This is a genomic window from Delftia sp. BGA-UO-ETr-SB1 (assembly GCF_059567865.1).
Genome location: NZ_JCAQOW010000005.1, coordinates 963,088 through 985,699 on the forward strand (window position 1 = coordinate 963,088; position 22,612 = coordinate 985,699).

Consider the following 22,612-nt stretch of genomic DNA (forward strand, 5'->3'; position numbering starts at 1 on the left):
GCCGAACCACGGCATGGCACCCGGATTCTGAGCCTGCACAACCGGCGGCGGGAAAGCCACAGCTATCATTGAACGATGCTCTCCGTCCCCCTGATTTCCGCCAACGTATCGCCCCTGGGCTGGATGCTGGCGCTTGCCGCAGCCGTGGCCTATGCCGTGCCAGCCGCCGGCGCCCGACGCATCAGCCAGGCCGGCGCCCGCATTGCCCTGCGCCTGGCCTGGGTGCTCCACGCCCTGGCCCTGGCCTGGGGCCTGCTCGGGGAGCAGCCTCACTTCGGCTTTGCACCGGCCCTGTCCATGACGGCCTGGCTGGTGCTCACCGTCTATGGCGTCGAGCAGCAGCTGTTCCCCAAGATGCGCGCGCAGCTGGCGCTGTCCGCGCTGGGCACGGCCGCCGTGCTCATGGCCGCGCTGTTTCCGGGAACGCCCCTGCATGTCAACGCCTCGCCCTGGCTGCCGCTGCACCTGGCACTGGGCATTGCCTCCTACGGACTGTTCGCGGCCGCCGTGGTCCACGCCTCGCTGATGACACGCGCCGAGCAGCACATGCGGCTGGGCGGCGGTGGCCATGACAGCGGCCTGCCGCTTCTCACGCTGGAGCGCCTGACCTTCCGCTTCGTGTCCGCAGGCTTTGTGCTGCTCACGGCCACGCTGGCCGCAGGCTGGCTGTTCGGCGAACAGCTCTATGGCAAGGCCTGGGTCTGGAACCACAAGTCTGTGTTCTCGCTGCTGTCGTGGCTGACCTTTGCCGTGCTGCTGATCGGCCGTGCGCGCTTTGGCTGGCGTGGCCGCAGCGCCGTGCGCATGCTCTATGCAGGCGCCCTGCTGCTGCTGCTGGCCTATGCGGGATCGCGCTTCGTCATGGAAGTGCTGCTGGAGCGCACCACATGAAGTACCTGCTGGTCCTGATCGTCATCATCATTGCCGTCGGCGTCTGGCGCAGCCAGCGCCGTGCCGAGGCCCACGAGCGGCGCCAGGCCGCTGCGCCGCGCAATCCGGCCAACCCGGCCAATGCGCCGCTGGCGGCACCGCAGGACATGGTCGAATGCGCGCACTGCGGCCTGCACCTGCCGCGCAGCGAGGCCATCGAAGCGGCCGGCCGCAGCTACTGCAGCGCAGAGCACCGCACCCTGGCGCAACGGCGCTGAGCATGCAGGACGCGGTCCCCCCCCAGCCACCCACCATCGACGAGGCCGCGGCGCAGTCGCCGCACGACGCCAACGCCCCCTTTGTCCGGCTATGGCAGGGCTTCCTGACCGGCCGCGTGCTCATCGCCACTGCGCTTTTGCTGCTGCAGCTGGCGCTGCTCAGCGTGCAGCCCGGCGGCAATTCCCTGGTCTGGCTGGTCTGCCTGGGCTACCTGGGGCTGACGCTGCTGCTGCGGCTGACGGCACGCGCGCAGCCGCCCTCGCCCCGCGCCGGCGTGCACTGGCTGCCCGTGATCGGCGTGGACATCGCGGTCATCTGCCTGCTGCAGATGCTGCAGACCGGGCCGCTGAACTACTCGGCCCTGCTGGCCATTCCCATCCTGATCTCGGCCGTGCTGGGCAATCTGACGCTGGCCCTGGCCACCACCGCCAGCGTCACGCTGCTGACCCTGGGCTGGGTGGCATGGCAGGACGTGGCTGGCCGCATAGAAAGCACCCAGGCCTACTACCAGGCCAGCTTTGCCTGCGCAGGCTATTTCGCGGTGGCCTATCTGACGCACGAACTGGCACGCCGCGTGCGGCGCGAGCGCCACCTGGCCCAGCACAGCAGCCGCAAGGCCCAGACGCAGGAACAGGTCAATGCCCTGGTGATCCGCCACCTGGGCGAAGGCGTGCTGGTGGTCGATCCCCAGTTCCGCGTGCAGCAGGCCAACCCGGCCGCACTGCACCTGCTGGGGCTGGCCGACGCGCATGCCCTGCCCTTCGCCCTCAAGGAGCATTCCGGCTGGCAGCGGCTGCAGGACGCCGTGGCCCAGAGCTTTGCCCAGAACCTGCCCATCTCGGCCGCCATCCATCTGCAGTCCATCGGCCAGGAAGGCATGACGGGCCTGCACCTGCGCACCTGGCTGACCGAAGTCGCCACCCCATCCGACGCCGCCGACGCGGCCGAGCCCGCGCTGCTGCAGCAGCTGTGCGTGGTCTTTTTGCATGATCTGCGCGAGATGGAGGCGCGGCTGCGCACGGAAAAGCTGGCCTCCATGGGCCGCATGTCGGCCGCCGTGGCCCACGAGATCCGCAATCCGCTGGCCGCCATCACCCAGGCCAATGCCCTGCTGGCCGAGGATCTGGCGCAGGACCCGGCCCAGCAGCAGCTGTGCCGCATCGTGGGCCAGAATGCCGAGCGCCTGGCACGCATCGTCGAGGACGTACTCAACATCGCCCGGGCCCAGCAGCACATTGGCGAGGCGCATGCCGGTCTGCTGGCCCTGGACCAGCATGTGGCCCAGGTTTGCCAGGAATGGCAGGCCCAGGGCCAGCCCGCGCACAGCATCCAGCTCCTGCTGGACGCCAGGGACAAGACCGTGGTGTTCGATGGCGAGCATCTGCGCCGCATCCTGGTGAACCTGCTGGACAACGCCCGGCGCTACCGCAGCAACGCCCACGAGCCACACACACTGCAGGTGCTGACCGGCGCGCCGGCCGGCGGCCAGATCTGGCTACAGGTCTGGAGCGACGGCGCCGCGCTGGAGCCCACGGTGCAACGCCATCTGTTCGAGCCCTTCTTCTCTTCGGAAAGCCGCTCCAGCGGCCTGGGCCTGTATATCTGCCGCGAGCTGTGCCAGCGCTACGATGCCAGCATCAGCTACCAGAGGCTGTCGCGGCCCACGCCGCACGGCCCTGTCGAGGGCAATGCCTTCAGCATCGTGTTCCGTGCCGGCCCGGCCTCGGCCCTGCCGGCCTCCCTGTTTGATCAGATTGTGGTGTGATGCCTTTGAACTCCCTGCCCGCTGCCGCATCGATCCTTGTCGTGGACGACGAGCCGGATCTGCGCACCCTCTATGAACTGACCCTTCTGCGCGAAGGCTACCGCGTGGAAACCGCCGCCAGCGTGGGCGAGGCGCGCGAGCAGCTGCAGACCCAGCGCTTCGACGTGGTCATCACCGACATGCGCCTGCCCGACGGCATGGGCATGGAGCTGCTGCAGGACCTGCGCAGCCAGCAGCGACGCGAGCGCTGCGTGGTCATGACGGCCTACGGCTCCGCCGAGAACGCCGTCGAGGCCCTGCGCTCAGGCGCCTTCGACTACCTGACCAAGCCCGTGGACCTCAAGCAGTTCCGCCTGGTCGTGGCCTCGGCCGCCCAGGGCGTGGGCGGTGTGCCGGCCCCGGGCGTGATGCCGGCGCGCAGCCCTTCGGCCGCTCCCGCCGCCAGCCCGGTGCTCAACGGCAGCGGCGCACTGGACGCCATGGTCGGCGAGTCGCCCGCCATGCAGGCCGTCAAGCAGCGCATTGCCAAGGTGGCGCGCGGCATGGCGCCGGTGCTGGTGCATGGCGAGTCAGGCACAGGCAAGGAGCTGGTGGCCCGCGCGCTGCATGCCTGCAGCCAGCGCGCCCATGGCCCCATGGTGGCCGTGAACTGCGGCGCAATTCCCGAAAACCTGCTGGAAGCCGAGTTCTTCGGCGCGCGCAAGGGCTCCTATACCGGCGCCACCCAGGACCGCGACGGCTACTTCCAGGCTGCGCGCGGCGGCACCTTGTTTCTGGACGAGATCGGCGACCTGCCCCTGGCCATGCAGGCCAAGCTGCTGCGCGCCATCCAGGAGCGCCGCGTGCGCCCCCTGGGCTCCGCACAGGAGGAAGCGGCCGATGTACGCATCGTCAGCGCCACCCACCGCGACCTGGCTGCCGATGTGCAGCAGGGGCGCTTCCGGCAGGACCTGTACTACCGCCTCAATGTCATCGAGGTACTGCTGCCCCCGCTGCGCGAGCGCCGCGAAGACCTGCCTGCCCTGTGCCGCGCCCTGCTGGCACGGCTGTCGCAGGAATCCGGCCTGCCCATGCCCGAGATCGACGAGCGCTCTGTGCAGCAGATCGCCCGCCTGCCCCTGCCCGGCAATGTGCGTGAACTGGAGAACCTGCTGCACCGCGCCATCACGCTGGGCGAGGACGGGCCGCTGCGCATAGATCCCGAGATGCAGCTGCCCTGCGGCACGCCGCCCGCACCGCCTGCACCGCCCACCCCGCCTGCATCCGCCTCGCCCTCTCCTTCGCTCTCGCCTTCACGCCCCCTGCCGCCAGGCGGCCCGCTATCGCCAGAGCCAGCCGATGCCGACCTGCCCCGTGACCTGCAGGCCTGGCTGGACGAGCGCGAGCGCGGCATCCTGGTGCAGGCGCTGCAGGAAAACGGCTTCAACCGCACGGCCACCGCCGCGCGCCTGGGCCTGAGCCTGCGCCAGATCCGCTACCGCATCGACCGGCTGAACATCGCCCTGCCCGGCGATGCCAGCGCCGAGGCGGACGGAGGCGGCCATGGCGAGTCCTGATCCACAGGCGCAAGCCACCCATGCCCCGGCCTGGACCTGGCAAGGCGGCTGGCTGCAGCAGGCCCGCCACCTGCCCTCGCCCAACTTTGGCGAGCGCCCGGCCCAGGCGCTGGTCGATCTGGTCGTCGTGCACTCCATCAGCCTGCCCCCCGGCGAGTACGGCACGGGTGCGGTCCAGCAACTGTTCACCAACCAGCTCGACTGGGACGCCCATCCTTACTACCAGGGGATACGCGGCCTGGAGGTGTCGGCGCATTTCTTCATCACGCGCCAGGGCGAGGTCTGGCAGTTTGTGGATTGCGATGCGCGCGCCTGGCATGCAGGCGCTTCCTGCTGGCGGGGCCGCGACCGCTGCAACGACGACTCCATCGGCATAGAGCTTGAAGGCCTGGAGGGCCTGCGGTTCGAGCCGGCCCAGTACGCGGCGCTCGATGCCCTGTGCAACGCCATCGCGGCCCGCTACCCCGTGGCCCATCTCGCAGGCCATGAGCACATCGCGCCGGGCCGCAAATGCGATCCGGGCGCAGGCTTCGACTGGCACCGGCTGCGCGGGCTGCTGGCCCATCACCCCGCCACGGCGAACTGGCAGCTGCCACCGGGCGCGGGCCAGCCCTCCACGTAAGCGCACACCCTCATCGCAGGCACCGCCAGGTCTTGCGCAAAATCCCGCTTGTCCACAGGCAGAGGACAAAGGGTCTGTCAATCCAGAAAGCAACCGATGTGGCGCGCCCGGCGCATGCAGCGGCTGCCTGATCATTTTTTACAAATTCACGCATGTGTCGCAGCCCCACTGTCCATGGGGCTTTCAGCGGTCCGACCGGCGCAGGGCCAAGGCTGCAGCGGCTTGCGGCGGACCATCGCCCGCAAGCCACGGCGCAGCGGGCCTTTGCTGCTATTGGCTTGTAGGTTGCGCACCCGTTTGGCGCAGCGCAAACAGCGGTTTTCCGGCCGTGAGTACCCCGTGTACATGAGACGGCGATACACTACAGGTAGTGCCCAGAAGCACGCTGGACACCATATCTAGTGTTCACAAGCTGTGCACACCCTGTGAAAACGGTGTGTACATCCGACCCCGATTCCATCTCCCAGCAAGCCTGCCCCAAGTGCAGGTCCGCGTCCGTTCCATCCACAAACACCCGTTGAGGAAACTCATGCAAGAAGCACTGAATTCTTTGGCTCCCGCTGCGCACGGTGATGCTGCCAATCCTTCCTCCGCCCATCACCTGTCCGTGCAGGACGGCTACCAGATCATCCGCCGCAGCGGCGATGTGGTGCCCTTCACGCCGCAAAAGATCGCCGTCGCTCTGACCAAGGCCTTCCTGGCCGTGCGCGGCGCCCAGGGCGCGGCCTCCGCCAGCGTGCGCGAGACCGTGGACGAGCTGACCCAGGCCGTGGTTCGCGCACTGCTGCGCTCGCGTCCGGGCGGCGGCACCTTCCATATTGAAGATGTGCAGGACCAGGTCGAACTGGGCCTGATGCGCGGCGGCCACCACGACGTGGCGCGCGCCTACGTGCTGTACCGCGACCGCCGCAACCAGGAACGTGCCGAGCAAAAGAAGGCCGCCGAGGCCGCAGCGGTTGCCGCCGCCGCACCGGCGCCCGTGCTGCATGTGACCGACAACGGCCAGCGCGTGCCGCTGGACCAGGCCCGCCTGCTGGCGCTGATCGAGGCGTCCTGCCGCAACCTCAACGCCGATATCCAGGCCGCCCCCATCGTCGCCGAGACGCTGCGCAACCTGTACGACGGCGTGCCGATCGAAGAAGTCTTCAAGGCCTCCATCCTGGCCGCCCGCACGCTGATCGAGAAAGACCCCGACTACACCTACGTCACCGCCCGCCTGCTGCTGCACACGATCGTGCGCGAGGTCATGGGCCGTGACGTGCACCCGGCCGACATCCAGGCGGCCTACGCAGAGTACTTCCCCGGCTTCATCCGCAAGGGCGTGGACAACGAGCTGCTCAACCCCGAGCTGCTGAACTACGACCTGCCCCGCCTGGCTGCCGCCATCAAGGCCGAGCGCGACGAGCAGTTCGACTACCTGGGCCTGCAGACCCTGTACGACCGCTACTTCCTGCACGTGCGCAAGACGCGCATCGAGCTGCCCCAGTCCTTCTTCATGCGCGTGGCCATGGGCCTGGCGCTGCAGGAAGAGGACCGCAATGCACGCGCCATCGAGTTCTACGAGCTGCTGTCGTCCTTCGACTTCATGAGCAGCACGCCCACGCTGTTCAACAGCGGCACGCTGCGCTCGCAGCTGTCTTCCTGCTACCTGACCACGGTGCCCGACGATCTGGACGGCATCTATGAGTCCATCAAGGAAAACGCCCTGCTGTCCAAGTTCGCCGGCGGCCTGGGCAACGACTGGACGCGCGTGCGCGCCCTGGGTTCGCGCATCAAGGGCACGAACGGCGAGTCGCAGGGCGTGGTGCCCTTCCTCAAGGTGGTCAACGACACGGCCGTGGCCGTGAACCAGGGCGGCAAGCGCAAGGGCGCCGTCTGCACCTACCTGGAGACCTGGCACCTGGACATCGAGGAATTCCTCGAACTGCGCAAGAACACCGGCGACGACCGCCGCCGCACGCACGACATGAACACGGCGAACTGGATTCCCGACCTGTTCATGAAGCGCGTCATGGAAAAGGGCCACTGGACCCTGTTCTCGCCCTCCGATGTCGGCGACCTGCACGACCTCTTCGGCGCCGCCTTCGAGCACGCCTACACGGCCTACGAAACCAAGGCCGACAACGGCGAACTCAAGCTGTTCAAGCGCATCCCGGCCATGGACCTGTGGCGCAAGATGCTGTCCATGCTGTTCGAGACCGGCCACCCCTGGGTCACCTTCAAGGACCCCTGCAACGTGCGCTCGCCCCAGCAGCACGCCGGCGTGGTGCACTCGTCCAACCTGTGCACCGAGATCACGCTGAACACCAGCGACACCGAGACCGCCGTCTGCAACCTGGGCTCGGTCAACCTGGCGCGCCACATCGTCGATGGCGCCATCGACCACGGCAAGCTGCGCAAGACCATCACCACGGCCATGCGCATGCTGGACAACGTGATCGACATCAACTACTACGCCGTGCAGAAGGCCAAGGACTCCAACCTGCGCCACCGCCCCGTGGGCCTGGGCCTGATGGGCTTCCAGGATGCGCTCTATGAAATGCGCATCGCCTACGCCAGCGACGCGGCCGTCGAGTTCGCCGACCAGTCGATGGAAGCCATCTGCTACTACGCCTACTGGGCCTCCACCGAGCTGGCCAAGGAACGCGGCCAGTACTCCAGCTACAAGGGCTCGCTGTGGGACCAGGGCATCCTGCCGCTGGACACGCTGAACCTGCTGGAGAAGGCACGCGGCGGCTATGTGGAAGTGGACCGCTCCTCGCGCCTGGACTGGGATGCCCTGCGCGCCAAGATCGGCCAGCACGGCATGCGCAACTCCAACTGCGTGGCCATCGCGCCTACGGCGACCATCTCCAACATCGTCGGCGTCGATGCCTCCATCGAGCCCTCGTTCGGCAACCTGTCGGTCAAGTCCAACCTGTCCGGCGAGTTCACCGTCATCAACCAGTACCTGGTGCGTGACCTGAAGCGCCTGGGCCTGTGGGACGACGTGATGGTCATGGACCTCAAGCACTTCGACGGCTCGCTGCGCCCCATCGACCGCGTGCCCCAGGACGTCAAGAGCCTGTACGCCACCGCCTTCGAGGTCGAGCCCACCTGGCTGGTCGAGGCCGCTGCGCGCCGCCAGAAGTGGATCGACCAGGCCCAGAGCCTGAACATCTACATGGCCGGTGCATCGGGCAAGAAGCTGGACGACACCTACAAGCTGGCCTGGCTGCGCGGTCTGAAGACCACCTACTACCTGCGCACCACCAGCGCCACCAACATCGAGAAGTCCACGGTGCAAAGCCGCGTGCTCAACGCCGTGCCCTCGGCCGCCGCCGCACAGCCTGCCGCCGTGAACACCTCCAGCGCCCTGGAAGCCGCGGCAGCCGCCGCGCGCGCCCAGGCACCGGCGACGGACATCAAGTTCTGCGCCATCGACGATCCCGGCTGCGAAGCCTGCCAGTAAGCCGCGCAGCGCGGGGCCTCGCCACGGCGCAGGCCCCGCGCCCTGCCCGCCAGCCAGCGCCATGCGCAGGATCTTCGCCATGGACCTTGGGCCTGCTCAACACGCCAGGCCACCCATGGTCCTACATTGACCGGAGCAGAAAGAGAGGACTCTTTCGCACCGAATGAACTGAACATATGCCCCAGGGCATGCCGGAGAAATTTGCAATGCTGACCTTTGACGACGACGCCACCCTCTCGAACACGCCCAGCGGCGCGGAGGCTGCGCCGAGCACCACACACAAGCGCGTGAATGCCGCCGACAAGCGCATCATCAATGCCAAGACCGACGTCAATCAGCTGGTGCCGTTCAAGTACAAGTGGGCCTGGGAAAAGTACCTGGCCACCTGCGCCAACCACTGGATGCCGCAGGAAGTGAACATGAACCGCGACATCGCCCTGTGGAAGGACCCCAACGGTCTGACCGAGGACGAGCGCCGCATCATCAAGCGCAACCTGGGTTTCTTCGTGACGGCCGATTCGCTGGCCGCCAACAACATCGTGCTGGGCACCTACCGCCACATCACGGCGCCCGAGTGCCGCCAGTTCCTGCTGCGCCAGGCCTTCGAGGAAGCCATCCACACCCACGCCTACCAGTACATCGTGGAGTCGCTGGGCCTGGATGAGGGCGAGATCTTCAACGCCTATCTCGAAGTCCCCTCCATCCGCGACAAGGACGAATTCCTGATCCCCTTCATCGAAGCGATCATGGACCCCGCCTTCAAGACCGGCACCTTCGAAACCGACCAGACCCTGCTCAAGTCGCTGATCGTTTTCGCCTGCCTGATGGAGGGCCTGTTCTTCTACGTGGGCTTCACGCAGATCCTTGCGCTGGGCCGCCAGAACAAGATGACCGGCGCCGCCGAGCAGTACCAATACATCCTGCGCGACGAGTCCATGCACTGCAACTTCGGCATCGACCTGATCAACCAGCTCAAGCTCGAAAATCCACAGCTGTGGACACCCGAATTCAAGGAAGAAATCACGGCGCTTTTCGTCAAGGCCGTCGAGCTGGAATACCGCTACGCAGAGGACACCATGCCGCGCGGCGTGCTCGGAATGAACGCATCGATGTTCAAGGGCTACCTGCGCTACATCGCCAACCGCCGCGCCACGCAGATCGGCCTTGAGGCCCTGTTCCCCAACGAGGAAAACCCGTTCCCCTGGATGAGCGAGATGATCGATTTGAAGAAGGAACGTAACTTCTTTGAGACACGCGTCATCGAGTATCAAACCGGCGGCGCACTTTCCTGGGATTAATCGCTTCTCTGCAGGCACAATGCGAACCATGACGCGCTTCACGCTTTTGCAATACCGATGGTGTTGCGGCGTGGGGCGTCTCCGTGTTCATTGCGATGCGTCACTCCACATCGCTTTGGATCGCTTCGGAGCCCCGTACCCCGAAGTGTTTTGTGCAAATCAACGAAGGAGAAGATGATGGCAACTGCGAAGAAGACGGCCTCCACCAAGGCCCCCACCGACAAGAAGACCACTGCCAAAAAGGCGGCTGCTCCCAAGGCTGAAACCGTGAAGAAAACCACGGCCACTGCCAAGGCAGCACCCGTCAAGAAGGCTGCTGCCCCTGCTGTGAAGAAGGCTGCAGCTCCTGCTGCCAAGAAGGCCGCTGCACCTGCTGCAAAGAAGGCTGCCGCTCCTGCCAAGAAGGCTGCTGCTCCTGCTGCGAAGAAGGCTGCCGCTCCTGCCAAGAAGGCTGCTGCTCCTGCTGCGAAGAAGGCTGCCGCTCCCGCCAAGAAGGCTGCTGCTCCTGCTGCGAAGAAGGCTGCCGCTCCCGCCAAGAAGGCTGCTGCTCCTGCTGCAAAGAAGGCCGCCGCTCCTGCCAAGAAGGCTGCTGCTCCTGCTGCAAAGAAGGCTGCCGCTCCCGCCAAGAAGGCTGCTGCTCCTGCTGCAAAGAAGGCTGCCGCTCCCGCCAAGAAGGCTGCTGCACCTGCCGCAAAGAAGGCCGCTGCTCCTGCCAAGAAGGCCGCTGCTCCCGCTGCCACAAAGGCTGCTGCACCTGCCGCGAAGAAGGCCGCGGCTCCCGCCAAGAAGGCTGCCGCTCCTGCTGCTGCCAAGAAGCCCGCTGCAGCTGCCAAGCCTGCCGCAGCGCCCGCCAAGGCCGCAGCAGCTCCTGCCGCTCCCGCCAAGAAGGCTGCAGCCCCGAAGAAGGCCGCTGCCCCCAAGAAGGCCGCAGCAGCTCCCGCCGCTGCCGCGCCTGCAGCTCCCGCTGCCGCACCCGCGCCCATCGCGCAAACCCGCCTGGCTCCCCAAGCCGCATGGCCCTTCCCCACAGGCAACAAGCCCTGAGACTTTTCCGGTCTCAAAGCAAAAAGCCCGGCTCTTTGGAGTCGGGCTTTTTTCATTGTGAAGCCGGCGGCTGCACCGCCGGCCGGTGATCCCGGCTTCAGGGCTGGGCGAAGTCCAGCACGTAGTTCTGCGGGCCACGGCTGGCAATCTTGAGCGCACCCAGGCGGTTGCCCAGTTCGGCGCAACGCACCAGGTCCCAGCCACGCTCCAGGCCGAACAGCATGGCGCCACGCCATGCGTCACCACATCCCGTGGGATCGACCACGGCGGTGGGCTGCACCGGCGCCACCAGGGTCTTGGCGCCTTGCACCCAGACCTCGCAGCCCTCTGCCCCCAGCGTCACCACCAGGCCTTGCACCTGCCCGGAAATCTGCTCCAGGCTCCAGCCCGTGCGCTCGCTGAGCATGCGGGCCTCGTAGTCGTTCACGGCCACCCAGTCAGCCTGCTCGATGAAGCTGCGCAGCTCCTGTCCATCGAACATGGGCAGGCCCTGACCTGGATCGAACACAAAGGGAATGCCGGCCGCCTTGAACTGCTGGGCATGCTCGAGCATGGCCTGGCGGCCATCGGGCGCAATGATGCCCACGCGCACCTGCTCCTTGAGCTCTGGCGTGATGCGGTTGCCGTGGGCCTGCATCATGGCGCCCGGGTGGAAGGCCGTGATCTGGTTGTTGTCACGGTCCGTCATGATCATGCACTGGGCCGTGTGCGTGTCCTGCAGCTGGCCGATGTGCGCGGTCTGCACGCCCAGTTCGTCGAGGCGCTGCACATAGTCGGCGCCGTCGCTGCCCACCATGGCCATGGGCCAGGCATCACCGCCCAGCAAGCGCAGGGCGTAGGCGATGTTGCCCGCGCAGCCGCCGAAATCGCGGCGCAGCGTGGGCACCAGGAAGGACACATTGAGGATGTGCAACTGGTCAGGCAGGATCTGGTCGGCAAACCTTCCCTCGAAGGTCATGATGTTGTCGAACGCAAGCGATCCGCAGATGAGAGCGGCCATGGTGTGTCTCGGCTTTCTTGAAAAGTCAGGGGGATTCAGGGATAAAAAACCAGGGCGCGATAGCCGGCCACGGCCGCCTCCAGGCCTTGCACTTCGACCGGGGCCGTCACGCTCCACTCGCCATGGCCCTCGATCTGCGCGGGCGCGCCGAACTGGTCAAGCCGGATCACGCGCCGCAGCAGCAGCTTGTCCTGGGCATCGGTGAGCGTGAGTTCGACAGCGGGCATGGCCACGGGGAAGTCGGAACGGTTCTCCAGGCTCAGGCTCCACTGGTACTGGCCGCTGCGCGGCAACTGCCGAAAGCCCGAACTGCCGATCACCACGTCGCCGATCTGGCGGCGTGGCTGCAGCTCGCAGCCCGCCATGGCGCACAGGGCCTGCAGCGCGGGCGCCAGCGAAGGATGCTGCACGGCCAGCGCATCGCGCTGGCCCCACATGACCTGGCCTGCCAAGGCGCCCACGCCCAGCAGGCTGCCCAGCACAAGCGCCACGCGCACGGCAGGCCGGCGCCAGAAGGCCTTGCGCCGCGCCTGGCGCACAAAGCCGGGCTCGGCCTCGGGCAGCGCGGCAGCAGCCTCACCGCTGCCCTCGCCATCGCTGTCCGGCCAGCGGGAGAACTCCGGCGAAGGCACGGAGGCCTGCGCCTGCGGCTCCGATTCCCGGAGCAGGCCGGTTGGCACGGACGGCGCAGGCGCATCGGACGACTTGTCGGATGGCTTGCCAGATGCCTTATGGGGCCGTGTGAACGGCGCGCTTTCCTCATCCTTTGCCGGTGCGGGCACAGGAGCCGCAGTGTCAGGCTCGGGTCCGAGCAGGCCGTCAACGGCCTGCTCGGCCTGGGCAGCGGGCGGGGACTTCGGCGCTGCCCGGGACGCAGCCAGGATCTCGTCCACCAGCGACGCTCCAGGCAGCGCGCTGCCCGACTCTTCGGCGGCGCTGGCGGAGGGGTCCTTCGCGGTCACAGGGTACGAAGGCGGGGCCTCTGGAGCCGGCACCTCGGCCGGCGGCATGGACGGCGAAGGCTCGGCCCTGGCAGCCGCAGCCGTGGTTGCGGTGGATACCGCAGGTGCGGCAGGCACAGAGGGTGCAACAGGTGCAGCAGGCCCCGATGCGGCCCGCCCCGGCAATCCGCTCGGCGCCGTCGGCAGCCACATGGATTCCCTGAATTCGCGGATGTCATCGTCCTCGAATTCGGCAGGGTTGTGCGATGCCCCGCCAGCCACCGGAGTGCCGGCCACCGAGGTGCCGGCCGCGTTCACAGGTGCCGTGGGCAGGGGCTGCAGGTCCTCGGAGGCATCGAACACTTCATGGCAGACGCCGCAGCGCACCCACCCCTGCGAAATTCGCAGCTGGTCGGCCACCACTTTGAAGCGGGTTCCACAGGCAGGACAGCGGGTGACTTGGCTCATCAGCGATCGATTGTAGGCAGCTGCTCGCGGCCCGCGCCACGAAGGCGGCGGCCGCGCGGGGACTCGGGCCGGAAATCAGGCCGCGCGGCGCGCGGTCATCAGGATCCAGCCATCTTCGCTGTCGGCCACTTCCAGCGCCAGGTACGGCGCATAGGCCTCCTTGAGCTCGTCGGCCTGGCGCTCCAGGATACCGGCCAGCACCAGGCTTCCACCCGCTGCCACGCGGCCGCACAGCAGCGGCGCCAGCACCTTGAGCGGCGTGGCCAGGATGTTGGCCAGCACGGTGCGGTATTCGCCGTTGCCGGCATCGGGCAGGCCCGCCTTCAGTTGCACGGCGTTGGCATCGGCGTTGTAGCGCGTGGACTCCACGGCTGCCGGGTCGATGTCAACCGCGTCGATGTCGGTGGCACCGAACTTGGCCGCGCCAATGGCCAGGATGCCCGAGCCGCAGCCATAGTCCAGCGTGCGGCCAAGACTGCCTTGCGGCTGGCGGGCGATCCAGCGCAGGCACATGCGTGTGGTCGGGTGCGTGCCCGTACCAAAGGCCAGGCCCGGGTCCAGGCGGATGCTCACGCGCGCCTCGGGCGGCAGCTCGTGCCAGGTGGGAACAATCCAGAATTCGTGCGTGATGTCCACCGGGGCGAACTGCGACTGCGTCAGGCGCACCCAGTCCTGCTCCGGCACCTGCTTGACGGCGATGATGCTGCAGCCCTCGAAGAAGTCCTGGGGCAGCAGCAGATCACGCGCCTCTTCGGCCGCTTGCTGCGAGGGGAACAGCGCCACCAGGCGGCTGCGCTGCCAGCCGTCCTTGGGCGGCGGCATGCCGGGCTCGCCAAACAGGGCTTGCTCGGCCTCGGTCTGCGCGTCGGCATCCTCCACCGATACGCTCAGGGCGTCCAGCGCATCCAGCGCATCGCTGACGGTCTCAACCCGGTCTTCCGGGCACAGCAGGCTCAACTCGAACATGGGCCCATCCTTTTCTATGCAATAAATGAAAATGCTGGCCGCCGTCGCCGGGGGCCAGCATGCAGGGTCAATCGGGCGACCTGCTCAACGCTTGTTGGCGTTGCGGTGCGCCAGCCACTCTTCCAGGTAATGGATGTTGGTGCCGCCTTCCATGAACTTGGCGTCCACCATCAGATCCTGATGCAGCGGGATATTGGTCTTGATGCCTTCGACCACGGTCTCCAGCAGCGCCGTGCGCATGCGCGCCAGCGCCTGCTCGCGCGTGTCGCCGTGGACGATGATCTTGCCGATCATGGAGTCGTAGTTCGGCGGCACGAAGTAGTTGTTGTAGACGTGCGAGTCCACGCGCACTCCGGGGCCACCGGGGGCATGCCACATGGTGATGCGGCCCGGCGACGGCATGAAGTTGTAGGGATCCTCGGCATTCACGCGGCACTCGATCGCATGGCCCTTGAGCTGGGCATTGATCTGGCGCTGGGTGAAGGGCAGCTTCTCGCCTGCGGCCACCATGATCTGGGTGCGCACGATGTCCACGCCCGTGATCAGTTCGGTCACCGGATGCTCCACCTGCACGCGGGTGTTCATCTCGATGAAGTAGAACTCACCGTTTTCAAAGAGGAACTCGAAGGTGCCGGCGCCACGGTAGCCCAGCTTCTTGCAGGCAGCGGCGCAGCGCTCGCCGATCTTCTCGACCAGGCGGCGCGGAATGCCCGGAGCCGGTGCTTCCTCGATGACCTTCTGGTGGCGGCGCTGCATGGAGCAGTCGCGCTCGCCCAGGTAGACCGCGTTGCGGTGGTTGTCCGCCAGGATCTGGATTTCCACATGGCGCGGGTTCTGCAGGAACTTTTCCATGTAGACGGCCGGATTGCCGAAGGCCGCACCGGCCTCGGCCTTGGTCATCTGCACGGCATTGATCAGCGCCGCCTCGGTATGCACCACGCGCATGCCACGGCCACCGCCGCCGCCTGCGGCCTTGATGATCACCGGATAGCCCACGGCCTTGGCGATGCGGCGGATCTGCACGGGATCGTCAGGCAGCTCGCCATCCGAGCCGGGTACGCAGGGGACGCCCGCCTTGATCATGGCCTGCTTGGCCGAGACCTTGTCACCCATGGTGCGGATGTTCTCGGGCGTGGGGCCGATGAAGGTGAAACCGCTCTTTTCCACGCGCTCGGCAAAGTCGGCGTTCTCGCTGAGAAAGCCGTAGCCGGGGTGGATGGCCTCGGCGTCGGTCACCTCGGCGGCCGAGATGATGGCCGGCATGTTGAGGTAGCTCAGCGGCGAAGGCGCGGGGCCGATGCACACGGCCTCATCGGCCAGCTTGACGTACTTTGCGTCACGGTCGGCCTCGGAATACACCATCACCGCCTTGATGCCCAGTTCACGGCAGGCGCGCTGGATGCGCAGGGCAATCTCGCCCCGGTTGGCAACCAAAATTTTCTTAAACATGAAGGTCCTCGCGACTTGGTGCCTGCGCCGGTACGCAGGCCGAAGCCGTCAGTTGAGCCAATTGCTCTGTCGCGCCGCGGCATGCGTTCGCGCCAGGGCGTCGTGCCGCTTGCGGCATCGCTCGCCTGCAGGTTACTCGATCACGAACAGGGGCTGGCCGTACTCTACCGCCTGGCCGTTTTCGCCCAGGATGCGCGTGATCGTGCCGCTCTTGTCGGCTTCGATCTCGTTGAGAATCTTCATCGCCTCGATGATGCAGATGGTCTCGCCTTCCTTGACCTGGTTGCCCACTTCCACGAAGGGCTTGCCGCCAGGGCTGGAGGCGCGGTAGAAGGTGCCGACCATGGGCGACTTCACCACGTGGCCGGAGACGGCTGCCTCGGCCGGTGCCGCCACGGGCGCTGCGGGGGCAGCGGCGACGGGTGCCGCCATCGGCGCGGCCATGGGAGCCTGCATGGGCGCTGCCACATAGTGCTGCACCACGGCGCCTTCACTCTTGACGATCCGGACCTTGCCCTCTGCTTCGGTGATCTCCAGTTCCGACACGTTCGATTCGGACACCAGATCAATGAGGGTCTTGAGTTTTCGCAAATCCATGGGAGCTCCAGCGGCTAACAACTAAATAGGGCGCGAATTTACTCCAATTTCGCCCTTCTGCGTGCTTTGAGGCATATTTTTCATCAACGTCGCCATGGAATTCAGGGCATTTCCTGAGCTTTCACAGCTTCGATGATGCGAAAAATCAGCCTTTTGCGCTCCAGGAAGCCAGATCTTCGGTAGTAAGCTCACCTATTTTACGTTGCTGCACCATGCCATCTTCGCCGAGCAGCACGGTGAAGGGCAGTCCGCCCTGCAGATTGCCCAGCGAGCGGGTCAGGCCCAGACCGCCTTCCACCGCCAGCGCCACAGGGAAACGCAGCGGTGTGCGCCCCAGGAAGCGCTGCACGGCCTCCGGCTTGTCCACGGCCAGGCCAATGACCTGAATACCATGCTGGTTTTGGCGCGCCGAGAAGGCATCGAGCATGGGCAGCTCGCGCACGCAGGGCGGGCACCAGGTGGCCCAGAAATTGACCAGCACCGGCTTGCCGCGCCAGCGCGACAGCGTCATGGCCGAGCCATCGGGCGTGATGAAGCGCTGCTGCCACAGCTGCTCTTCGGCACTGGCATCCATGGCGTGCGGCTGAAAACGCCACCACGCAAACCCTGCCCCCCCCAGGCCTGCGGCGGCGGCAACGCCGCCCATCAGCCAACGGCGGCGGGAAGATGTGTTTTGCCCTGCATCCACTGAATCAGCCACGGTCGGCCTCCTCTTCATCCTGATCCAACAGCCTGCGCAGCGCCTCGGCGCTGCCGCGCGGGCTGCGCCCCTGGCCGTCGGGCTTGAGTGCGCCACGCAGATCATCATGGTCATACACCAGCAGATGCACGCCCACGGCCTCGTTCAAAGGGCGGCAGAAGGCGTGGATGCTCAAGGCCTCCACGGCCTGCCCCGTAAAGCCGGTGACGGTGCTGGGCTCGTACTCCACATGCTGGTTGATCAGCGCGATCTCGGCCGACTTGGGGTCGTCGCAGAACAGCTGCAGGTAAATATCGGACAGGCGGGTGGCTGTGCCGCGCCAGACGGCGCCGGCCAGATGGGGCCGGAACTCGGCCAGGCGGTCCATCCATTGCAGGGCCAGTTCGCGCAGGGCCTGCAGTTCCTGGGGCTGGGTGTCGGCGCAGAACAGGGCAATGTATTCGCGCACGGCCTCTTCCACCAGGTCGTTGCCCGGCAGCGCGGTGCGCGCGGGCAGCCCCAGCTGGCGAAGTGCGCGGTGCTTGGCAGCCCCCCATTCCAGCCCTTCCTCGACCACGAGGCGGGCCGCGGTCTGGGCAATTTCGGCAGTGGCTTGGTCCATGGCTTTCCGATCCGCTGTATCCCTACATATATATAAGAGGCCTTCCCTATGGATGGCCCCGGGCCATTGTGACCCAAGCCGCGGCACCGCCGGCCCCAGACGGGCTTTGCACGTTCCCGCCAGCGCCTTGCACCGGCGATTTCGCAACCTTGTGTTTCCGGGACCCGGTGCCTGCTGGGCCGCAAGCTCCTGTTTTTGCAGGACAGCCCTCCCGGACATGACGGCAACCGTAGAATGCCCGGCCATGCACATACATATTCTGGGCATCTGCGGCACCTTCATGGGCGGACTGGCCGCACTGGCGCGCGAGGCTGGGCACCGCGTCACAGGCTGTGACGCCGGCGTCTATCCGCCGATGAGCGATCAGTTGCGTGCACTGGGCATCGACCTGATCGAGGGCTACGGCGCCGACCAGATGGCCCTGCAACCCGACATGTATGTCGTGGGCAACGTGGTCAGCCGCGCGCGGCTGCCCGACGGCAGCCCCAAGTTCCCGCTGATGGAGGCGATTCTTGAAAGCGGCGCCCCCTACACCAGCGGTCCGCAATGGCTTTGCGAACAGGTGCTGCACCATCCGTCCTGCCCGCGCCATGTGCTGGCCGTGGCCGGCACCCACGGCAAGACGACCACAACATCGATGCTGGCCTGGATTCTCGAATGCGCAGGCCTGGCTCCGGGCTTTCTGGTCGGCGGCGTGCCGCTGGACTTCGGCGTTTCGGCCCGCCTGGGCGCATCCAGCCGCCCGACGCCAGGCCAGGGGCCGGCCGGCGCGGAGCCCGTCTTCGTCATCGAGGCCGATGAATACGACACGGCCTTTTTCGACAAGCGCAGCAAGTTCGTGCACTACCGCCCGCGCACGGCCGTGCTCAACAACCTGGAGTTCGACCACGCCGACATCTTCGAGGACCTCGGCGCCATCGAACGCCAGTTCCACCATCTCGTGCGCACCGTTCCCGCCTCCGGGCGGCTGGTGGTCAACGGCATAGAGGAAAGCATCACCCGCGTGCTGCACCAGGGCTGCTGGAGCGAGGTCTCCAGCTTCGGTGCGGTGGTCAGCGATTTCAGTGCCCAGGGCGATCCCGGCGCCTTCGACGTGCTGCACCGTGGCCACAAGGTCGCGCGCCTGGAATGGGCACTGACCGGGGAGCACAACCAGCTCAATGCGCTGGCCGCCATTGCAGCGGCCGAGCATGTGGGCGTGACGCCGGCGCAGGCCTGCGAAGCGCTGGCGCGCTTTCAGAACGTCAAGCGACGCATGGAGCTGCGCGGCATGGCGGGTGGCGTGTCCGTGTACGACGACTTCGCCCACCATCCCACGGCCATCCGCACCACGCTGGACGGCCTGCGCCGCAAGCTCGGCAGCCAGGCACGCATCCTGGCGGTGTTCGAGCCGCGCAGCAACACCATGAAGCTGGGCACCATGAAGTCGCAACTGCCCTGGGCCCTGGAAAGCGCCGATCTGGTGTTCTGCCACACGGCCGGCCTGGACTGGGATGCTGCCGAGGCGCTGCGCCCCCTGGGCGTGGGAGCCGGCCACAAGGCGCAGGTGGCTGCAGACATCGATACGCTGATCGGGCAGATCCGCGCAGCCGCCCGCCCCGGTGACCACGTGGTGTGCATGAGCAATGGCGGCTTCGGCGGCATTCACCCCAAGCTGCTGGCGGCGCTGCAGGCCGCAGGCTGACCCGGGCACGGCCCCCAATGAAAGAAGCCCGGGTCATGCCCAGGCTTCTTTGCTGTCTCTCGATCTGTCCGTCGTCAGTAACTGATGGACATGGCCGGCACATCGACACGGATCAGCGGCTTGGACAGCACGGCCTGGGCGGCCACGGCATAGCTGTTGCGCCATTGCTCGTCGTCGAACAGCCCGGAGCGCGAACGCGCCGCACGCGCCACCACCACCAGCTTGTCGGCCAGCAGAACCTTGCCGCTGGCGCGCAGGGGTTCGCAGTCCATGGAGATGAACTGCTGGTCCAGCCAATGCCGTCCTTCATCGGAACTCATGGGGGTGAGCCCGCTGGTGTCCGTGCGGTACTCTTGCCCGGCATCCAACACCACAATCACTTCGCTGCGCATGGAACTCCTCTCTTCATTACGGGATACGGCCCTGTGCCTGCTCATGCAGACAGGGCTGTCACTCATGCCCTGAGCTTAACCGCAAGCGCCTTTTCCACACCCCGGGCAAGCTGACATGCCTCAAGTGCCAGAGACTGGCACCGGCGCTGGAGCCGGCACTGCCGCCAGCAGGTGTTTCAAGGCCTGCCCGCGCCTGCCCAAAGGTGCAAACGTACAATGGCCGACAGATTTGGCCCCGTTTTTTCATGGACCTCACCGCATGACAACCGACACCACGCACCAGAAACTGCTCGACCAGTTGCAGCAACTCGAAGACGAGTTGCGCAGCCAGAGCCTCTGGTCGGCCGTGGCGCCCAGCCCTGAGGCCATGGCATCGACCATGCCGTTCATGTACGACACACTCAAGCTGCACGAATGGCTGCAGTGGGTTTTCCTGCCCCGGCTGCGTGCCGTGGTCGATGCCCGCGGCCAGCTGCCCTGCCAAAGCCACGTGCATCCACTGGCCGAGCATGAATGGAGCCAGCCCGTGGCATTCGACAAGCGCCAGTTGCTGGTCCTGCTGCTGGGCATAGACGACACGCTGAATCAGGGCGGACTGACCCCGCCGGACGCCACGCCGCCACACTGAACAAGAAAACCGGGACATGGAAAAAACGGGGCATGCATGCCCCGTTTTTTTTCCAGCTCAGGCGGCAACCAGGGCCGCAGCCGGCTCGGGATGCTTGACGCGGCGCTGCTGCACGGCGTCGGACAGCTCGGCCAGCGTTGCCAGGGAATCATCCCAGCCCAGGCAGGCATCGGTGATGCTCTGGCCATAGGTCAGCGCAGCCACCTCATCCTTGCCGGGCGTGAACTTCTGGGCACCGCCCACGAGATGGCCTTCGATCATCACGCCGAAGACGCTGCGCGAGCCGCCGCTGATCTGTCCGGCGATGTCGCGTGCCACATCCTTTTGGCGCTCATGCTGCTTGGAGCTGTTGGCGTGGCTGCAGTCCACCATCAGCGTGGGAGGCAGGCCCGCCTTTTCCAGATCCTCGCAGGCAGCGGCCACGTTGGCCGCGTCGTAGTTGGGGGTCTTGCCGCCGCGCAGGATGACGTGGCAATCCTGGTTGCCCGCCGTGTTCACGATGGCAACTTGGCCATTCTTGTGCACGGACAGGAAGTGGTGGCCGCGGCTGGCCGACTGGATGGCGTCGGTGGCGATGCGGATGTTGCCGTCCGTGCCGTTCTTGAAGCCGATGGGCGCCGAGATGCCCGAAGCCAGTTCACGGTGGACCTGGCTTTCCGTGGTGCGCGCACCGATGGCGCCCCAGCTGATCAGATCGGCGATGTACTGGGGCGAGATCACGTCCAGGAACTCGCTGGCGGCCGGCACGCCCAGGCGGTTGATGTCGATCAGCAGTTGCCGCGCAATGCGCAGGCCTTCGTCGATGCGGTAGCTCTGGTCCAGGTAGGGATCGTTGATCAAACCCTTCCAGCCCACGGTGGTGCGCGGCTTTTCGAAGTACACGCGCATCACGATCTCCAGCGTGTCCTTGTACTGCTCGCGTATGGGCGCCAGGCGGCGTGCGTACTCGATGGCGGCCGCCGGATCGTGGATGGAGCAGGGGCCGACGATGACCAGCAGGCGGTCATCCTCGCCAGCCATGATGTTGTGGATGGTGCGGCGGGTGTCGCCGATCAGGGTTTCGACGGCCGTACCGCGGATGGGGAAGAAGCGAATGAGGTGCTCGGGAGGGGGCAACACGGTGATGTCCTTGATACGTGCGTCGTCGGTTTGGCCAGTCTTTTGGGAACCGCCGCGATACCAGGAATCGGCGAGGGAAGCTTGATGAGCAGTCATTGCTTGCTTTCGTGAGGAAAGATGGATCGTGGAAAACGGAGCGAAGAATCGGGAGGGAAAAACAAAAAACCGCCGGGCTTTACAGCTTCGGCGGTTTTGAGGGAGGTTTGTTCGGGTGCGCGCGCTTACCTCTCTTCCGCCGGGGAGGAGAACCAAAAGTAAAAGTAGAAGGAGGTACGGGCTTGCATGGGGATCGAATGTAGCACAGTCATTTTTCGCAGTGCAACATGGACATGAAGGCGGGGAAGCTGCCCTTCACCGTGCCACAGAGAGAAAGCAAAAAATCATTGACGCAATAAAACTGCTTTTTTCTCAGTTTCACGCAAAAATTCTTCAGAAATATGTAGAAAATCACGATGTCATGCAGTTTTATTGCCATCAACCATGAAAACGTGCAAACCCCGGGAAATGATGTATCTGCGCGTCACGCGAGGGCCCGATCAACGCCGCAGCAACGCGTCACGCAGCCTGCGCAGGGCCCGGCGCACGGCGCTCAAGGGTTGCCATCGGCGCGCCTTGTAACCAGACAGGATGGAAGTCACATCGGCTTCGCCGGCCACGGCAGCGGATTCGGCAAACATGTCTGTCAGCAGGCAGGCATCGCCCAGCAGACGCCAGCCCAGGCGCTCGCAGCGGCGGAAGTGCTCGGGCTCCTGGGCATCGCCCACCAGCACGGACTGCTGCCAGGCGTGGACGGCCTCCCTGAAGCCTTTGAGCAGACGCTGGTAGGCAGGAAATTCGTAGAGGGCATGCCAGCCCGTGGCCAGCGTGGTGAGAAAGTGCTGGTGGTCCAGCACCGCCAGGTCAAGCTGCTGTATGGCGTCTTCGACCGCGGGGCGCGGGCTGCCCGCATAGCGCACGCGCACGGACTCGTCCAGCGCGACAGCCAGCAAGGCCAGTTGCTGGTGCATGGGCTGCAGGTCGCCCACGATCAGCTCATGCTGCCAGAAGCGGCTCAGCCGCGACTCGCCGGCCCAGGCACGCCATTGCTTCGGCAGGCTGCGCAGGGGATGGACGGAGGTCCGCGGGCCTGGCCGGGAGGAAAAGGAAAGCTGGGTCATGGAATCGGCGCCGGGCGGCGCCCAC

The 22,612-nt window shown here is 66.2% G+C and carries 20 protein-coding genes; 10 read left to right on the forward strand and 10 right to left on the reverse strand.

Annotation, left to right across the window (positions count from 1 at the left end; genetic code table 11):
* The first annotated feature begins 75 nt into the window (after positions 1 to 75).
* From AC57B5_RS14545 to AC57B5_RS14580, 8 genes are all read left to right on the forward strand, one after another.
* On the forward strand, positions 76 to 891 hold the full coding sequence (locus tag AC57B5_RS14545) for a cytochrome C assembly family protein (RefSeq protein ID WP_012203436.1): 816 nt from the start codon (positions 76 to 78) through the stop codon (positions 889 to 891).
* Positions 888 to 1,148 (forward strand): PP0621 family protein, encoded by a 261-nt coding sequence (locus tag AC57B5_RS14550; RefSeq protein WP_447916701.1) that lies wholly within the window; start codon positions 888 to 890, stop codon positions 1,146 to 1,148. Before AC57B5_RS14545 ends, AC57B5_RS14550 begins: the two co-directional genes overlap by 4 nt.
* 2 nt (positions 1,149 to 1,150) lie before the next feature.
* On the forward strand, positions 1,151 to 2,914 hold the full coding sequence (locus AC57B5_RS14555) for a sensor histidine kinase (RefSeq protein WP_063327208.1): 1,764 nt from the start codon (positions 1,151 to 1,153) through the stop codon (positions 2,912 to 2,914).
* Positions 2,914 to 4,470, forward strand: a complete 1,557-nt coding sequence (locus tag AC57B5_RS14560; RefSeq protein WP_496399803.1) for a sigma-54-dependent transcriptional regulator — start codon at positions 2,914 to 2,916, stop codon at positions 4,468 to 4,470. The genes AC57B5_RS14555 and AC57B5_RS14560 overlap by 1 nt, the downstream gene beginning before the upstream one ends.
* Positions 4,457 to 5,092: a 1,6-anhydro-N-acetylmuramyl-L-alanine amidase AmpD gene (gene ampD, locus AC57B5_RS14565; RefSeq protein WP_496399804.1), complete on the forward strand. Its 636-nt coding sequence runs from the start codon at positions 4,457 to 4,459 to the stop codon at positions 5,090 to 5,092. Before AC57B5_RS14560 ends, ampD begins: the two co-directional genes overlap by 14 nt.
* Before the next feature lie 529 nt (positions 5,093 to 5,621).
* Entirely contained in the window at positions 5,622 to 8,543 is a 2,922-nt protein-coding gene (locus AC57B5_RS14570) for a ribonucleoside-diphosphate reductase subunit alpha (RefSeq protein WP_065346125.1), read from the forward strand.
* A 206-nt stretch (positions 8,544 to 8,749) separates the two neighbouring features.
* A complete protein-coding gene (locus AC57B5_RS14575) occupies positions 8,750 to 9,841 on the forward strand; it encodes a ribonucleotide-diphosphate reductase subunit beta (RefSeq protein ID WP_012203430.1) in 1,092 nt (363 codons plus the stop codon).
* A 177-nt stretch (positions 9,842 to 10,018) separates the two neighbouring features.
* Positions 10,019 to 10,885 (forward strand): hypothetical protein, encoded by an 867-nt coding sequence (locus AC57B5_RS14580; protein ID WP_496399805.1) that lies wholly within the window; start codon positions 10,019 to 10,021, stop codon positions 10,883 to 10,885.
* 97 nt (positions 10,886 to 10,982) lie between these two features.
* Here the strand turns inward: AC57B5_RS14580 and AC57B5_RS14585 are convergent, their stop codons facing one another.
* From AC57B5_RS14585 to AC57B5_RS14615, 7 genes are all read right to left on the reverse strand, one after another.
* Complete coding sequence (locus AC57B5_RS14585) at positions 10,983 to 11,885, reverse strand: carbohydrate kinase family protein (protein ID WP_496399806.1); 903 nt, start codon at positions 11,883 to 11,885, stop codon at positions 10,983 to 10,985.
* A gap of 35 nt (positions 11,886 to 11,920) precedes the next feature.
* Entirely contained in the window at positions 11,921 to 13,294 is a 1,374-nt protein-coding gene (locus AC57B5_RS14590; RefSeq protein WP_496399807.1) for a zinc-ribbon and DUF3426 domain-containing protein, read from the reverse strand.
* Between the two features lie 75 nt (positions 13,295 to 13,369).
* On the reverse strand, positions 13,370 to 14,260 hold the full coding sequence (gene prmA, locus AC57B5_RS14595; RefSeq protein WP_496399808.1) for a 50S ribosomal protein L11 methyltransferase: 891 nt from the start codon (positions 14,258 to 14,260) through the stop codon (positions 13,370 to 13,372).
* 84 nt (positions 14,261 to 14,344) lie between these two features.
* Positions 14,345 to 15,709: an acetyl-CoA carboxylase biotin carboxylase subunit gene (gene accC, locus AC57B5_RS14600; RefSeq protein WP_012203425.1), complete on the reverse strand. Its 1,365-nt coding sequence runs from the start codon at positions 15,707 to 15,709 to the stop codon at positions 14,345 to 14,347.
* A 132-nt stretch (positions 15,710 to 15,841) separates the two neighbouring features.
* Positions 15,842 to 16,306 (reverse strand): acetyl-CoA carboxylase biotin carboxyl carrier protein, encoded by a 465-nt coding sequence (gene accB, locus AC57B5_RS14605; RefSeq protein ID WP_012203424.1) that lies wholly within the window; start codon positions 16,304 to 16,306, stop codon positions 15,842 to 15,844.
* Between the two features lie 145 nt (positions 16,307 to 16,451).
* Positions 16,452 to 16,952: a TlpA family protein disulfide reductase gene (locus AC57B5_RS14610; RefSeq protein WP_034390512.1), complete on the reverse strand. Its 501-nt coding sequence runs from the start codon at positions 16,950 to 16,952 to the stop codon at positions 16,452 to 16,454.
* A gap of 46 nt (positions 16,953 to 16,998) precedes the next feature.
* Positions 16,999 to 17,607 (reverse strand): hypothetical protein, encoded by a 609-nt coding sequence (locus AC57B5_RS14615; protein WP_496399809.1) that lies wholly within the window; start codon positions 17,605 to 17,607, stop codon positions 16,999 to 17,001.
* A 244-nt stretch (positions 17,608 to 17,851) separates the two neighbouring features.
* Here AC57B5_RS14615 and mpl point away from each other — a divergent pair, with 244 nt between their 5' ends.
* Positions 17,852 to 19,291 carry a UDP-N-acetylmuramate:L-alanyl-gamma-D-glutamyl-meso-diaminopimelate ligase gene (gene mpl / locus AC57B5_RS14620; RefSeq protein WP_199136172.1) on the forward strand — a complete coding sequence of 480 codons (1,440 nt, stop codon included), beginning with the start codon at positions 17,852 to 17,854 and terminating at the stop codon, positions 19,289 to 19,291.
* Positions 19,292 to 19,365: 74 nt separating this feature from the next.
* Here mpl and AC57B5_RS14625 read toward each other — a convergent pair whose 3' ends face one another.
* A complete protein-coding gene (locus AC57B5_RS14625; RefSeq protein WP_012203420.1) occupies positions 19,366 to 19,683 on the reverse strand; it encodes a hypothetical protein in 318 nt (105 codons plus the stop codon).
* Positions 19,684 to 19,942: 259 nt separating this feature from the next.
* On the opposite strand from AC57B5_RS14625, the gene AC57B5_RS14630 reads away from it, so the two are divergent.
* The gene (locus AC57B5_RS14630) at positions 19,943 to 20,311 is read left to right on the forward strand and encodes a YqcC family protein (protein ID WP_013804098.1); all 369 of its coding nucleotides are present in this window, start codon (positions 19,943 to 19,945) and stop codon (positions 20,309 to 20,311) included.
* 57 nt (positions 20,312 to 20,368) lie between these two features.
* On the opposite strand, the gene AC57B5_RS14635 is transcribed toward AC57B5_RS14630, so the two are convergent.
* Together AC57B5_RS14635 and AC57B5_RS14640 are read right to left on the reverse strand one after the other, a co-directional pair.
* Positions 20,369 to 21,526, reverse strand: a complete 1,158-nt coding sequence (locus tag AC57B5_RS14635; protein ID WP_012203418.1) for a 3-deoxy-7-phosphoheptulonate synthase — start codon at positions 21,524 to 21,526, stop codon at positions 20,369 to 20,371.
* Between the two features lie 440 nt (positions 21,527 to 21,966).
* A complete protein-coding gene (locus AC57B5_RS14640; RefSeq protein WP_013804100.1) occupies positions 21,967 to 22,587 on the reverse strand; it encodes a hypothetical protein in 621 nt (206 codons plus the stop codon).
* Positions 22,588 to 22,612 lie beyond the last annotated feature (25 nt).